The sequence below is a fragment of the Mesorhizobium sp. M0983 genome (genome assembly GCF_040318975.1).
GTDB lineage: Bacteria > Pseudomonadota > Alphaproteobacteria > Rhizobiales > Rhizobiaceae > Mesorhizobium.
Window position 1 is genome coordinate 1 of sequence record NZ_JAMYNH010000038.1, and the last position, 13,072, is coordinate 13,072.

The following is a 13,072-nucleotide window of genomic DNA, read 5'->3' on the forward strand; positions in this document are numbered from 1 at the left end:
TTCAGGACCGAGTTCCGTTCCGGGCCAAGCTGCCCCTCGATGAACGCGACGAGACGCCCCTGCTGCGCCCTGGTGAGGCAATCGAAATTCGGCGCGAGTGACTCGGTCACGCCGGGATACATCAGCGCGGCAAAGGGATTATCGACGTCATATCTGATCAATCTGTTCCAGATGGCCTGAACCCGCCTAGCGATCCCGCGCCTTATTTCAGCGAGCGGAGTTTGCTGGACGGCAGTTTGCAGCTCACGGCTCGACAACGCCAAGCTCAGCACATCGATCGGCCTGAGCCTGTCGGCAATGTTACTGAGCGCGTCCTGTGGGAGAGAAAGGAGACTGCTGGTGTGCTGCCTGCGACGAGAGGAGGAAGCGCCGCTCGGCGCTTGCGGCTCAAAGTGCGTCTGCTCTACCACAGAAGTGGATGATTGGCCCGGTCCTTCAACTTCAAGAACCGGCTCGGCTGGAGAATCGTTTGTGATGTCAGCTTCCAAGGCGATAGGCATGGGCGCCTTACCTCGCACGTCAAAATCCCTCATGATTTCTCTCACCTTTCGTTTGTGACCGGCGCAAGCCGGATGTGCCGGATGGTCTTCATCCGAGATCACCCAGCAAATGACGGGCCACTTGAACGATCTCTTGAATGGACCGCGTTTGGCGCTGACGCGCATTGCCTCACATTGATTATTGCCGAGTGGGCAACAGCGCTGCCAGGGCGCAAGCCCGATCCTCCGGCTCGGCAAAACCGTTCGCAAAGACATTCAGGCGCGGTCTTAGCTCGGCCGCAAGCGGCGACTCGCCTCCCGTGAGGGCTCGAAAGGCCCGGACGCGATCTGCAGGGTCATCGATCCTCTCGGCAACTGAGACGAGACGCTCCTGGAGCTCCAGGGTGCGTGTTTCAGATGATATGGGGCGAGCGGCGAGGGTGTGGCATCCTTCGGCGCTTCAAGCATCCAGCAGAAGAGCGTCCCCATGTCGCAATCTTTTGACGCGAGCCGGTCCCTTACCGCTCTTGAACAGGATAACACGATCGTCGCCGTCATCGAAATGAGCAAGGCGAAGTGGCTGGTCGCCGCGCTGGTTCCGGGCTTCAAGCGCCAGCCGCTCAAGAAGCTCGATGCCGATGCGCCAGCTCTGTTGAAACTACTGCAGCGCTGGCGCGACGAAGCCGGCCAGGCCGGGCACCCCATCAAGCGTATCGCCATCGCCTATGAGGCGGCTGGCGACGGCTTCTGGTTGGCGCGCTGGCTGCGGGTTCAAGCCATCGAGGCCTACACCATCCACCCCGCCAGTGTTGCGGTGTCGCGCGAGCACCGCCACGCCAAGACCGATCGCCTCGACACCGAGCTGTTGATGCGTGCCTTTCTTGGCTGGCTGCGCGGCGAAAAGCGCCATTGCACCATGGCGGCGATCCCGACCATGGAAGAGGAGGACTCGCGGCGACCGAGCCGCGAGCGCGAGCGCCTGGTCGGCGAGCAGACGCGGCTCGTCAACCGCATCAAGGCGATCCTCGCCCGCTTCGGCATCCGCCACTTGCGGCTGAGCCTACGCCAGGCTGCGGCCAGGCTCGCGGCCATCCGCACGGCTGAGGGGACGGCGCTGGCGCATAACACCCGCGCCGAGTCTGCCGCGCGACCTCCGCGCCTGCTCATGGCGAGCTCGCCTCGGAATCCATCGTGGGAGCTTTCGATCGAGCCGTTCTCGTGCGCGACGCCCTTGTTGTTGCGCGTCGCCGTCATGCGATAATGGCCGCACAGTTCCTCGTAGCGATGCGTCAGATCGACCTTGGCGTCGGCATCAAGGTTACGGAAGGCGGCCGACAAGCTGTCGCTGCGATGATAGAGCGGCGAACCGCCGACCGACCACAGCGCGTTCTGCAGGCCCTCTGCCAGAGCGACGAAGCTTTCGCCGCCAAGGATGACATGGGCGTGCTCGAAGCCCGACCAGACCAGCCGGAAGTGATAGAGCAAATGGTCGAGCGGCTGGCCGGCGATCGTCACGCCGAGGCTGCCCATGTCGGCAAAATCCGACAGTCCGAGCCGACCGGGTTCGTGCGTCTGACGGAAGATCACTTCCTGCTCCTGACCGTGAACAGCCCACCATGATCGGATACGCCGCTCAAGCGTGCGGCGAATACCTTCGGACAGTTCCGGATGACGCCGCAGCATCTCGTTGTAAACGGCGACCGCACGGATGCCGGGAGCGGCCTTGAGGAGCGGAACAACCTCAGCATCGAAGATATGCTCAAGAGGATCGGGGCGACGCCGGTCGCGCGGCGGCCTGCTCTGCGATGGAAGACGCACTTCCTTCTCAATGCGGTAAGCTGTCGCCCGGCTGATCGACGCTTTGGCGGTGGAGACCTCAATGGAATTGTTTTGTCGGTACTTCATAAAAAGGGCTTGTCACGTTGTGTGACACTGGTCGGAGGAATGCGGCTGCGGCAGAATTTAGGCGAGCGAACCAGCCACGGCCTTCCATTCGGCCATGGCTTTGAGGCGGTGGAGGTGGATCTGAAATGCGGATCGCTTAGATTTGGGCGGAACAAAGAGATTTCTGAGGGTTGAGAAGATCGAGATGAAGCGCTGAAGGCCTCCCGGCGATCGAAAGCCCTGCATCATCCGCTCTCGTTTTCGCAGCGGCACATGGGAATTCTCGGCCCGGTTGTTCAAGCCTTTATGGGAACGGTGTTCGACGTTCGGCATGATCTGGCGCTTTGCCGCTCCATAAGAACGTAGCTGGTCGGTGATCATCCGTTTTGGCGCCAGCCCCTGTTTCTTCAACAGCCGTGTCAGCGATCGCTTGGCAGCCTTTGTGTTGCGGCGGTTCTGAACGGGGGTTGTCACATAAACCAAGTGTCAGGAGACTTGCGGCATAGACGCGATGGCATGAACACGCCTGCCGTCAGCTACAAGCGCCATCGTTTCCCGCCCCAGATTATCGCGCACGCGGTCTGGCTCTATTTCCGGTTTCCATTGAGCCTGCGCCTGGTCGAAGAATTGCTGCTGGAGCGTGGGATGGTTGTCTCCTACGAGACGATCCGCCGCTGGGCAAAGAAGTTTGGGCCAGACTACGCCCGCCGACTGCGACGCAAGCAGGCGCGCCGCGATGATATCTGGCACCTAGATGAAGTCCTCGTCATCATCGCCGGCCGCAAGCACTGGCTGTGGCGGGCTGTCGATCAGGACGGATATGTGCTCGACGAGATCGTTCAGGACCGCCGCAACACAAAGGCTGCCAAGCGATCGCTGACACGGCTGTTCGAAGAAACAGGGGCTGGCGCCAAAACGGATGATCACCGACCAGCTACGTTCTTATGGAGCGGCAAAGCGCCAGATCATGCCGAACGTCGAACACCGTTCCCATAAAGGCTTGAACAACCGGGCCGAGAATTCCCATGTGCCGCTGCGAAAACGAGAGCGGACGATGCAGGGCTTTCGATCGCCGGGAGGCCTTCAGCGCTTCATCTCGATCTTCTCAACCCTCAGAAATCTCTTTGTTCCGCCCAAATCTAAGCGATCCGCATTTCAGATCCACCTCCACCGCCTTAAAGCCATGGCCGAATGAAAGGCCGTGGCTGGTTCGCTCGCCTAAATTCTGCCGCAGCCGCATTCCTCCGACCAGTGTCACACAACGTGACAAGCCCCTGCAATGACCTGTTCACGCCGGGTTTTACGGGCGCGCCGCCTGCACGTCTTTGACAGTCACCGCATCGGTGTAGTTGTTGCCCAAGTTGGTACGGATGTAATTGACCACGGCCGCCACCTGCTCGTCGTCGAGATAGGAGCCGAGTGGCGGCATCGCCCTCTGACCGTTGACCACCATAAAGACCGGGTAAGCGCCCCCTTCGAGCTTCTCGTTCTTGGCGAGCGCCGGATAATTGCCTGCACCGACCGCGCCGACGGCTTGCGGCATGTGGCAACCCCGGCAGATCGCCGCGTAAATGCCGGCGCCATCTCTAGCCTGGATCTTCGAGGCATCGCCAAAACCGGTCGAGTCGGACGATTGCCCAAAAACAGGAAACGCAGCGAGAGCCGCAACGGCAGCGGCGGCGGCGAAAGAAGTGATCCGGTTCATGTCCAAAAGCCTCCAGATTGCGATCAGGGCGAGCCGGCTTGCGGCGGGCCGTCAGCCGCTGACCACGCGTTGGTGAAGACGCCCGATCGCATCTAGCGAAGACAGGATCGCTCCTTCCATCCAGGCCGGCATGTAGGAGATGTGCTCGCCGGCCATGGCGATGCGCCCGTCGATCGAGCTTGCCGCATGGTAGTGGTCCTTGCGCTTCTCCTCGGTCCACTCGCCAGAGCAGCCGAGCGTCCATGGCACGCGGTGCCAGCCGACGGCAACGCCGTTGTCGAACTCGTCCTTGTATTGCGGATGGATCTGAGCCCCGAACTCCAGCGCCTTCTGGATGCGCTCTTCCGGCGACAGCGACGTGAACTCGTAAGCCCAGGCGTCGAATGAATAGGCGCCGAGCAGCACGCCCTTGCCCGGGCTGTGATAGTCGGTGCTGGGATAGGAGATCAGCGTGTTGGGCAGGTCGGTGTAGGTGATGCCGCCGTAGATGTGTTCGTCTTCTTCCCAGAAGCGGCGCTTGAACTGCAATCCCACTTTGATCGCCGCACCGTAAGGCAGGTTGTCAATCGCCGCCTTCATTTCGGTCGACACCTTGGTCTTGATCTGGCTGAGCACGGAGAAGGGCACGGTGCAGATGCACCAGTCAGCGGTGGCGGTCTGCACCTCGCCGCCCTTTCGCGCATCCTCGTAGCGGACGGTGACGCTTTTGTCGTCCTGGTCGATCTCTGTGACTTTCCCGTTGTATTTGGTAAGGCTGGCGACTTCCCTCTCGAACGCCCTGGCTATCATGTCCATGCCGCCGACCGGCTGCAGCATCGTGGTCTGGTAGTCGTAAAGACTGCCGATGCTAAGGCTGCTCCACAGGCCGGATTGCACGATGTCGGAGAGCCCTATCGGCTGCGATGGCTTGGCCAGCGGCATCTGGCCGCCGCCCGGTTCAATATCAAAGCCTCGCCGCTCGCTGCTGTGAGTGCCAGCGACGTAAGCGTAGTTTTCGTCAAGCGCGCCCCAGCTCTGCAACGCTTCCAGCAGCTTCTCCCGGTCCTCCGTCGAGACCGCCTGGTCGAGTCCACCCTGCTTCGTCACCTTGGAAAGCAGCTCGGCGACATGGCCGTTGAAATCCGCGCTGACATGGCGGTAGCGCTGCGGCTTGCCTTCGAACGCCTTGACCGAATGCAAGTAGGCGTTGTAGTTCACCTGCACGAACGCCTCGAGTTTGACGCCGAGCCGCTTGCAGTAATCCAGCACGGCATGGTGATGGTAAGGGATACGCCACGGGCCGGGATTGATATAAAGACCCTCGTCGAACTTGCATTCCTGCTCGAAGCCGCCGAGCTCGGTGTAATTGTCGCCGCCGCGCAGCGACCAGCAGCGACCGCCGGCTTTTTCCCTGTACTCCAGAACCTGCACCTTGTAGCCGACCTTGCTGAGCTCGTACGCAGCGACCATGCCGGCAAGTCCGCCGCCGAGTACGAGAACGGAAGCCCCTTTCGGATCGCCGTCCAGCTTGATCGGACCCTTGTAGGGCGACTCCTGCGCGAAGCCCAGGGTCGTCATGGCCTGATACATGGCCTCACTGCCGGCAAGCGCGCCGATCATGGTCAGGAGATCGCGGCGGCTGAGTTGGGGAGGAAGCATCGGAACTACTCTTTCAGGGGATCGCAAGGACGAGAATAACCGGGCGGGGGCAGCGGGTCACCGAGTTGACCGGCCTCAGACGATTGTCGACCAGCTTGCCCGACCGCCGGGGTCGCTGTTAGCGATCATCCATCGATCGCGCGACGCCGAGCGCCGGATTTGCAAGAGTGGTTGCCATGCTACGGCGGCGCTCCAGGTCGAAAGGAATGAAAATGGGACAAGAGTATGCCCGTGAGAAATTCGTGACCGCCATGTCCAGCCTGGTGTCGCCCGGCGACATCCGCAAACGGCTGGAAGGCGCGTACATGTCATTCCACCCCGTCCAAGCCAAGGACGTTAAAGGTCCTGAGATGGCAACGCAGTACAAGGTCTTCATGTCGCGGCTTACCACTGTGAAGGCAAGCAATCCGCAGCAGGGTCCCATCTGCATGCCACGCTCGATCAGATGACCGAGGAAGAGGCCGGAGATTGCCGAACTGATCTAGAATTTGACCTACGATCTACTGACGTCAGCCACTGCCCCGCTTGCAGATGACCGGAGTCGCATCCTACCTCTTGCGCATCCTCCCGCAGGTGGTCGATAGCGTTGCCGTCTGGCAAGTTGAGTTCGAGCAGGACAAGCTCGTAGGCTGCCACAGCTCCAGCTGCGTAATCCTGCGCTGTCGACAGGGTCATGGCCCAGTCGACCGCGTGGCCACCCGCCGCACATGTTCCCGCACAGCCTTGTCGTCTTCATTGAGCAGTATTAGTCATCAGGTGTGCCGAGCTTCCAGTTCTGGGGCAAGACCCTTCCTTTATCGACAGAACCTGACACCACGCTGAACCGCCGTCGCGCAAAATCGCCGGAAGCTTCAGGTTACCGTCAGCTTCGGCTGCCACGGTTATTGGAACAACCCCAATAGAGGCCCTTATGCAGACCGTCCCGAGCTCAGCACTTTTTCTAAACGTGACCGCCGTCGGCGCTGCACTGGCCGGCGGGAAATGCGACGTGCCGATCGCCGAATGCAGCCCCGCGAAGCGCTACAGACGCCCCGTCATCGTCCGCGCAACGATGTCTTGGCGCAACAGGGAAAAAGGAACTTGCAGATTACAGGTCTCATCCGAACGCGACTGGATTTTCAGCATAATGTCAAAATACGACAATTGATGCGAGGGCTTCGGCATCACGGAAAAGCTCACAGAGATCGCGATTAGTCAGAGCACTAGGTGCCGCGGGCAATCTAATGTTTCCCAGAATCTCTACAATCAACTTTTGTGTCGAGGAGGAAAGTATGTGGTATAAGACGGCGATGATGGTCGCGCTGGCCACAATCTGCACAGGCTGCATGACGGTGGAAGACCGCCGTGCCGCCGACGAGGCGGAATGCCGGTCCTACGGCTTCGTCGGGAACGATGCCTTCGCCGAATGTCTGCAGCGCATCGAGCTCGCGCGCCGCGCGGACCTGAGAAGCGCGTGCGCTTTCGATCCTTGGGACCGGCCGGTGATCTATCCTCCGGTCATCATCCGGCCACGGCCCTGTTTTGAAGATTGGTAGATTCATGTCGTTTATGCAGCCTGTCAGGATGTTCCTCACGACGCGACCGGGCACTCGACAGGATCAAAGGCGTGTGCGGCGAGAGCTGGTCCGCGATGAAGCTGGGGATCTCGGCTTCGTCGCGACAGGTTTTGGCAGCAGTCGTCATTCCGACCACCGCACGCCGGTTTCGATCATCTCGTAATCCCGCATACCGATCCGATCGACCTGTCGTTGATCGAGCTTACCTTCTCCACCGCAACCGGGGCACGGACGGTCATGCCAGTCGCGCTCGCCCTCGCAGACGAGGCACTCGACTCGCAGGTCAGTTTGCTCGGCATAGCGCTGCTCCATCTTGCGGTCGCCCTGGCATGAAGCTGGCGACGAACTCGGCCTTCTCGGGTTTGGGCCGTAGCTGTGCTTGTCGAACTTGGTGTGGTGCTTGCCGCAGAGCCAAATCAGGTTCTCGGGGTGATTATTCTTCGTCGACATCATCGGGACGATGTGGGCGGCCCTCGCAGGAATTGGCGTGACCGTTGCAGATGGCGCATTCGCTGCCTACCTCTCTGGAGCTCCCGCTTGATTCCGTCAGGTACCGGCGGCCGCCGTCCTTCGAGGGCCAAGGTAGTTTTGGCCAGTCATTGAAACCTTCGAGCCCAGTCCGATCGAAGTAAATCTGGCCGGCATCCTTGCGGGCCTTCAGCTTGCGGCTGGAGTCGTGCTTCGGCGCATAGCTCGTGAGCCACGAAGCAGCCGGGGAGACATCCCAACCAGCGACGCTGCTTGAAGATCGTTGAGCTCATTCTTTTCAGGACCAGTCGTGGAGATTTCGCAGACTTCATGAAAGATGAGAGAGAGGCCCTCTCTGCACGCGGCGTCGACAGTGCGGCCTGTCACATGGTTTGGTGTCCTCCTGTCCGAGGACAAAGGACAGAAGCGATTGCTATGATGAAAAGCCGGGATGTTGTCGTTCTGCTCAAGTTTGTGAGCTTGGAGGACGACGAGCAAAATATCGGTCATCAGCCTGCGCGACAAGCGGCTCGTGGGGGGAGAGGAATCTTATTCCGTGCGCGGCCTTGAGGCGGCGCTCGGGATCAGCAAGACCGAAGTCAGCGCCTCAATCAAGCGCAGTCTCGCATCGGGTATCGCGATCAAGGACAGGAAGACCGGTCGACCCAAGCCGAACCGGCGACAGCTGCGCGAATTCATCGTTCATGGCCTGAAATTCGTCTTTCCTGCAAAGCCGGGCACAATGCAGCGCGGTCTGCCCACGGCCTTTGCGGCACCTGTTCTTCGCAATTCCCTGCAAAGCGCCGGCAGCCTCATCAGCGTCTGGCCTTATGCTCGCGGTCAGGAAATGGGCCAGTCGATCGAACCGCTCTTCAAAAGCGTGCCGGAAGCTGCCGAGAAGGACGAGCGTCTCTACGCCTATCTCGCGCTCATCCACGCCGTTCGTCTTGGCAATCAGCGCGAGGCCAATGTAGCCGCCAACTTGCTGGCAGAGAGGTTGGGATGACGGTCTAGGGCCAGCTGAAGGAAATGCTGAAGACGGTCGCCGTGGCGCTCGGCGACGAGCTTCGGCGCGCCTGGTCTTTGTCGGCGGCTGCACGACAGTGCTCTATATAAACGATCCCATCACAAGGGGTCAGGGCGACCGACGACGTCGACCTGATCGCTGATCTTGCCGGTTTCACAGAATGGGCGGAACTAATGAATCGGCTGCGCGAGCGCGGCTTTTCCGAGTCGCCGGACGACAATGTCATCTGCCGCATGAAACTTGGCGACCTCAAGGTCGACTTCATGCCGGACAACGCGGCTATCCTCGGCTTCAGCAATCGCTGGTACGCCAAGGGGATTGAGACGGCGGTCCCAGCGGCATTGGAGGAAATCCTCGTGATCCGACGCCTCACGCCTCCTTTATTTGTCGCAACCAAACTGGAGGCGTACCGCGGGCGCGGTGAAGCCGATCTCATCGGTAGCAGGGATGCCGAGGACATTCTCCTGCTCGTCGATGGGCGTGAGGAGCTCGTCGAGGAAAATCGCCGAGGCCGAACCTGAGATCCGAACCTATCTCGCAGAGCAAATTGCCGAAATGCTTGCCGACCCGAACTTCAAGCATTTCCTGGAAGGAAACATTCGCGGACCGGCGGGCCGCGCCGACATTGTTTACGATCGCCTGGTCGCGATAAGCCACTTGGGCGCGCTGACATAGCCCTCGAAATCCACAGTCAGCAGGGGAGCGGAACGGCCGACAACCGCGACCATGCCGGCATTGGCATCCGCGGCGGTTTTGCGATTTCATTGTGGGCGGATGCGTGATTCTGGCGAGGCGAATCCAGGGGACGGCGGTGTCCAGGCGGCACTGTAATGTTAACTGATGGGTGACGGATATCTGCGATCGGATGATCATGTTGAAGGTTCGTGATCCGCTCTACCGCCGCCACCGACTTCCGGCTGAGATCCATCGCCCATGCGGTGTGGCTGTACTTCCGCTTTCCGCTCAGCCTGCGCATGGTCGAGGACATGTTGGCGGCCCGTGGCATCATCGTCACCCATCAGACGATAAGAACCTGGGCGGAGAAGTTCGGCCGCCACTTCGCCAAGAAGATCAAGCGACGGTCAGCCGGTCGCCTGGGTGACAAATGGCACCTCGACGAGGTCGTTGTCAGGTGTTGTCACGTTGTCTGAAAATGATTGCGACGATCCCGGCGGTGCTCAATTCACGCGAGTTTCCCAAGCGCGGCTTTCCATTCCGCCATGGCTTGCAGGCGGTGAATGTGGATGGCGAGAGCAGAGCGTTTTGACCGGGGCGGGACGAACAGATTGCGAAAAGCCGAAAAGATCGAGATGAAGCGTTGGAGGCTTCCTGGCGATCGGAAGCCCTGCATCGTTCTTTCCCGTTTTCGCAGCGGCAGATGCGAATTCTCGGCGCGATTGTTCAGCCCCTTGTGCGACCGGTGCTCCACGTCCGGCATCACTTGCCGCCTTGCGGCTCCGTAGGAGCGCAGCTTGTCGGTGATCATGCGTCTGGGTGCGACGCCCTGCTTCTTCAATAGTCGTGTCAGCAAGCGCTTCGCCGCCTTGGTGTTGCGGCGGTTCTGGAGGATCTCGTCAAGAACATACCCATCCTGATCGACCGCCCGCCACAGCCAGTGTTTCTTGCCAGCGATGCTGATGACGACTTCATCCAGATGCCAAGTATCGTTCGGGCCCTGGACGCTTCCTTCGGAGCCGGCGGGCATAGTCCGGGCCGAATTTCAGCCCCCACCGGCGGATCGTCTCATAGGAAACGACAATGCCGCGCTCCAGAAGCATCTCTTCGACGAGGCGCAGGCTCAACGGAAACCGGAAATACAGCCAAACGGCATGAGCAATAATCTGCGGCGGAAAACGATGGCGATTGTAACTGATGGTTGGCGTGTTCATGCCGTAGCTTCTAGGCCCAACAATCGCTGAGCAAAGTTAGCGTGACAACACCACCGCGACAGGTGTTTGGTGGTTAGCGAACCCGGCATCGTCGTCGAGCAGTTTTTTCACCGCCTCGCCTGCCCCCTTGGCGTGCAGTTTCGGCATCACCGCCGCAAGCCGTTCGGCGCGCCGGGACAATTCGCCGGCCAGCCGGCAGGCAAATTCTTTTTGCTCCCCCGGCCGAATCCGCTTGGCGCAACCGTCACTGGTTCAGAAGGCGGGGGCAAAAACCTGCGCCATCAGCAGCGGCACCGGCCGCGGCCAGCGCAGCTTTTGCGCCAGCACCAGATCGGCGAGCCACCATGCCAGAAGCTCGGCATCCGGATGTGATACAACTATGTGGCTGGCGACCGCCGCGGCGGCGAACGGCGCGTGCCGACCGGAGCGGACCAGATCGTCAATTGCGCCCGGGAGATCGGCAAAGGTGTCGTCCCAGCGCAGACCAAGCAGCTCGACAACCTCGGCCAGTCTCGCGGTGTCGATGACCGACGGCCGCGCCGCCAGATGCCGCCACGCGGCCAAAATAGTCCCAGCGGGGCCGGGATCGCCGTCGCTGGGCCGCATATACCAAGCGTCGCGGAGCGCCGCCTCGTCTTCGGTGCGGCCGGCGAGCCGAACGGCGGCGGCGGCGCATTTCAGCGCCAGCCGCTGGCGCCAGGCGCCGGCCCAGGCCGGCGCGAAGCGGACCAGATTATCGAGCGAATTCAAGGCGGCGCCGGCGCAAAACGCGGCATCGGCATCGCTCGAAACCAGCCCGGCTGCCAACGCCCAGTCCGGCACACGCGGCGGCAGGAGCGCTAAGAGGTGATGGGTCGGTTCGAATCATCGAGAAAAGCATAAATCAGGCATGCGCTTTATGCCATCACCTGCGCGCAAAAACGCACCGCCTGTCGCGTGACCGGTACGAACGATAAGCTTGCCTTATCGGACGTACGGCGCTAGCCTGCCAGAATCATGCTGCTGTTCACCCCAGATCGCTCGAAAAGCCCGCAAACGCACGCTTTTGCGGCGTCTTGCACGCCCTGGTCCGTGGACGGATCGGCCCAGAGGACTGGATTCTGGCGCCTCGCCGCGGCAATTGTGCGTTTGCTCGGCTGTCATCGAGACCGACCATCGCCGGCCGCGTGCATTGCTCAGTCTCATCAAAAGTGAATCATCCCAATGGATGTGAATCCGCTAACCCATTGAAAGCGCTTGTTTGACAGTCTCATGAAAAACGGTCAGCCGACACCTGAAATTCACGGACCGGCCGATGGCGATCTCCCCGATATCGTCGACCTGGTCATGGAAATGGGCTCCTCACCGTCGCCAGCGCGTCTGGAAGCCCTGGTCGAGACCGCGACAGGCTACGCCAAGGCCGCCAGCTCGGAAAACACACAAAATGCCTACGCCAAGGACTGGCGGCATTTTGCCTCCTGGTGCCGCCGGGAAGGGTTCGATCCGCTGCCGCCTTCGAGCCAGGTCATCGGCCTCTACATCAGTGCCTGCGCTGCCGGCGATCCGAAGCGCGGCTTGCCATCGTTCTCCGTCGCAACGATCGAGCGGCGCCTCTCCGGCCTTGCCTGGAATTTCAATCAACGTGGCCATGACATGGACCGTGCCGATCGGCATATCTCAAAGGTCCTTGCCGGCATTCGCCGCAAACACGCAACGCCGCCGCGGCAGAAGGAAGCCGTGCTCGGCGACGACATCAAGGCGATGATCAACACGCTCGGCCATGATTTGCGCGGCCTGCGCGACAGGGCGATCCTGCTTCTCGGTTTCGCCGGCGGCCTGCGCCGCTCCGAAATCGTCGGCCTCGACGTCGTGCGCGACGACAAGAGTGACGGCGCCGGCTGGATCGAGATTTTTGCCGACAAGGGCGTGCTGGTGACGCTGCGCGGCAAAACCTGCTGGCGCCAGGTCGAGGTCGGCCTCGGCGCATCCGCCCAGACCTGCCCGGTCGCTGCGCTCGAGAGCTGGATCCGTTTTGGCCGCATCGCCAGAGGCCCGCTCTTCCTCCGCATCTTCAAGGACAACAAAACCGTCGACGTCGAACGTCTCTCCGACAAGCATGTCGCCCGCCTGGTCAAGCAGACCGCGCTCGCCGCCGGGGTCCGCTCCGATCTTCCCGAAGGGGAGCGCGCGCTGCTGTTCTCAGGGCACTCCCTGCGCGCTGGCCTTGCCTCTTCGGCCGACATCGAGGAGCGCTACGTGCAGAAGCAGCTCGGCCATGCCTCGGCCGAGATGACCCGCAAACATCAGCGCCGACGCGATCTGTTCCGAACCAACCTCACCAAGGCTTCCGGTCTTTGAAAGGCCCCTCCCCTCCCCCGATTGAAGCGGCTACGCCACGGTTGGAGGGAGCAGCATTTTCAGCTTAACGCTTCAATTGAAATCGGGAA

Annotated in this window: 9 protein-coding genes and 7 pseudogenes; 8 read left to right on the forward strand and 8 right to left on the reverse strand. The window is 61.0% G+C overall.

Annotation, left to right across the window (positions count from 1 at the left end; genetic code table 11):
• A partial coding sequence (locus tag NKH71_RS31690; RefSeq protein ID WP_352896063.1) for an F-box protein occupies positions 1-665 on the reverse strand: 665 nt, incomplete at its 3' end.
• Positions 666-1,041: 376 nt separating this feature from the next.
• Between NKH71_RS31690 and NKH71_RS31695 the strand changes: the two genes are divergently transcribed.
• On the forward strand, positions 1,042-1,740 hold the full coding sequence (locus NKH71_RS31695; protein ID WP_352896125.1) for an IS110 family transposase: 699 nt from the start codon (positions 1,042-1,044) through the stop codon (positions 1,738-1,740).
• On the opposite strand, the pseudogene istA reads toward NKH71_RS31695, so the two are convergent.
• Together istA and NKH71_RS31705 are read right to left on the reverse strand one after the other, a co-directional pair.
• Positions 1,626-2,384 (reverse strand): annotated as a pseudogene (istA, locus tag NKH71_RS31700) (IS21 family transposase); the annotation flags it as partial. The gene NKH71_RS31695 and the pseudogene istA overlap by 115 nt on opposite strands.
• A 57-nt stretch (positions 2,385-2,441) precedes the next feature.
• Positions 2,442-2,825, reverse strand: a pseudogene (locus tag NKH71_RS31705) (IS6 family transposase); the annotation flags it as partial.
• Between the two features lie 54 nt (positions 2,826-2,879).
• On the opposite strand from NKH71_RS31705, the pseudogene NKH71_RS31710 reads away from it, so the two are divergent.
• Positions 2,880-3,558, forward strand: a pseudogene (locus NKH71_RS31710) (IS6 family transposase).
• A 105-nt stretch (positions 3,559-3,663) separates the two neighbouring features.
• On the opposite strand, the gene NKH71_RS31715 reads toward NKH71_RS31710, so the two are convergent.
• Complete coding sequence (locus tag NKH71_RS31715; RefSeq protein WP_352896066.1) at positions 3,664-4,068, reverse strand: c-type cytochrome; 405 nt, start codon at positions 4,066-4,068, stop codon at positions 3,664-3,666.
• 51 nt (positions 4,069-4,119) lie between these two features.
• Positions 4,120-5,706: an NAD(P)/FAD-dependent oxidoreductase gene (locus NKH71_RS31720; RefSeq protein ID WP_352896069.1), complete on the reverse strand. Its 1,587-nt coding sequence runs from the start codon at positions 5,704-5,706 to the stop codon at positions 4,120-4,122.
• 212 nt (positions 5,707-5,918) lie between these two features.
• Between NKH71_RS31720 and NKH71_RS31725 the strand changes: the two genes are divergently transcribed.
• The gene (locus NKH71_RS31725; RefSeq protein ID WP_352896071.1) at positions 5,919-6,155 is read left to right on the forward strand and encodes a hypothetical protein; all 237 of its coding nucleotides are present in this window, start codon (positions 5,919-5,921) and stop codon (positions 6,153-6,155) included.
• Between the two features lie 840 nt (positions 6,156-6,995).
• On the forward strand, positions 6,996-7,241 hold the full coding sequence (locus tag NKH71_RS31730; RefSeq protein WP_502900443.1) for a hypothetical protein: 246 nt from the start codon (positions 6,996-6,998) through the stop codon (positions 7,239-7,241).
• Between the two features lie 144 nt (positions 7,242-7,385).
• Here NKH71_RS31730 and NKH71_RS31735 read toward each other — a convergent pair whose 3' ends face one another.
• Positions 7,386-7,745, reverse strand: coding sequence for an HNH endonuclease (locus tag NKH71_RS31735; protein WP_352896127.1), 360 nt, complete (start codon positions 7,743-7,745; stop codon positions 7,386-7,388).
• Positions 7,746-8,286: 541 nt separating this feature from the next.
• Here NKH71_RS31735 and NKH71_RS31740 point away from each other — a divergent pair.
• The 3 genes and pseudogenes from NKH71_RS31740 to NKH71_RS31750 all read left to right on the forward strand — a co-directional run.
• Positions 8,287-8,736, forward strand: coding sequence for a hypothetical protein (locus NKH71_RS31740; RefSeq protein ID WP_352896076.1), 450 nt, complete (start codon positions 8,287-8,289; stop codon positions 8,734-8,736).
• A 23-nt stretch (positions 8,737-8,759) separates the two neighbouring features.
• A pseudogene (locus NKH71_RS33585) lies at positions 8,760-9,432 on the forward strand (hypothetical protein).
• A 196-nt stretch (positions 9,433-9,628) separates the two neighbouring features.
• Positions 9,629-9,887: pseudogene (locus tag NKH71_RS31750) on the forward strand (IS6 family transposase); the annotation flags it as partial.
• A gap of 53 nt (positions 9,888-9,940) precedes the next feature.
• Here NKH71_RS31750 and NKH71_RS31755 read toward each other — a convergent pair.
• Together NKH71_RS31755 and NKH71_RS31760 are read right to left on the reverse strand one after the other, a co-directional pair.
• Positions 9,941-10,646, reverse strand: a pseudogene (locus tag NKH71_RS31755) (IS6 family transposase).
• A gap of 36 nt (positions 10,647-10,682) precedes the next feature.
• Positions 10,683-11,468: pseudogene (locus tag NKH71_RS31760) on the reverse strand (DUF1403 family protein).
• A gap of 429 nt (positions 11,469-11,897) precedes the next feature.
• Between NKH71_RS31760 and NKH71_RS31765 the strand changes: the two are divergent.
• Positions 11,898-12,983: a tyrosine-type recombinase/integrase gene (locus NKH71_RS31765; protein WP_352896082.1), complete on the forward strand. Its 1,086-nt coding sequence runs from the start codon at positions 11,898-11,900 to the stop codon at positions 12,981-12,983.
• The last annotated feature ends 89 nt before the right edge of the window (positions 12,984-13,072 follow it).

What these genes read in the sequence shown, in the direction of transcription:
- NKH71_RS31695 (WP_352896125.1), top strand. Translation starts at nt 1,042, where the DNA reads ATGAGCAAGGCGAAGTGGCTGGTCGCCGCGCTGGTTCCGGGCTTCAAG.
- NKH71_RS31715 (WP_352896066.1), bottom strand. Translation starts at nt 4,068, where the DNA reads ATGAACCGGATCACTTCTTTCGCCGCCGCCGCTGCCGTTGCGGCTCTC.
- NKH71_RS31720 (WP_352896069.1), bottom strand. Translation starts at nt 5,706, where the DNA reads ATGCTTCCTCCCCAACTCAGCCGCCGCGATCTCCTGACCATGATCGGC.
- NKH71_RS31725 (WP_352896071.1), top strand. Translation starts at nt 5,919, where the DNA reads ATGGGACAAGAGTATGCCCGTGAGAAATTCGTGACCGCCATGTCCAGC.
- NKH71_RS31730 (WP_502900443.1), top strand. Translation starts at nt 6,996, where the DNA reads ATGATGGTCGCGCTGGCCACAATCTGCACAGGCTGCATGACGGTGGAA.
- NKH71_RS31765 (WP_352896082.1), top strand. Translation starts at nt 11,898, where the DNA reads ATGAAAAACGGTCAGCCGACACCTGAAATTCACGGACCGGCCGATGGC.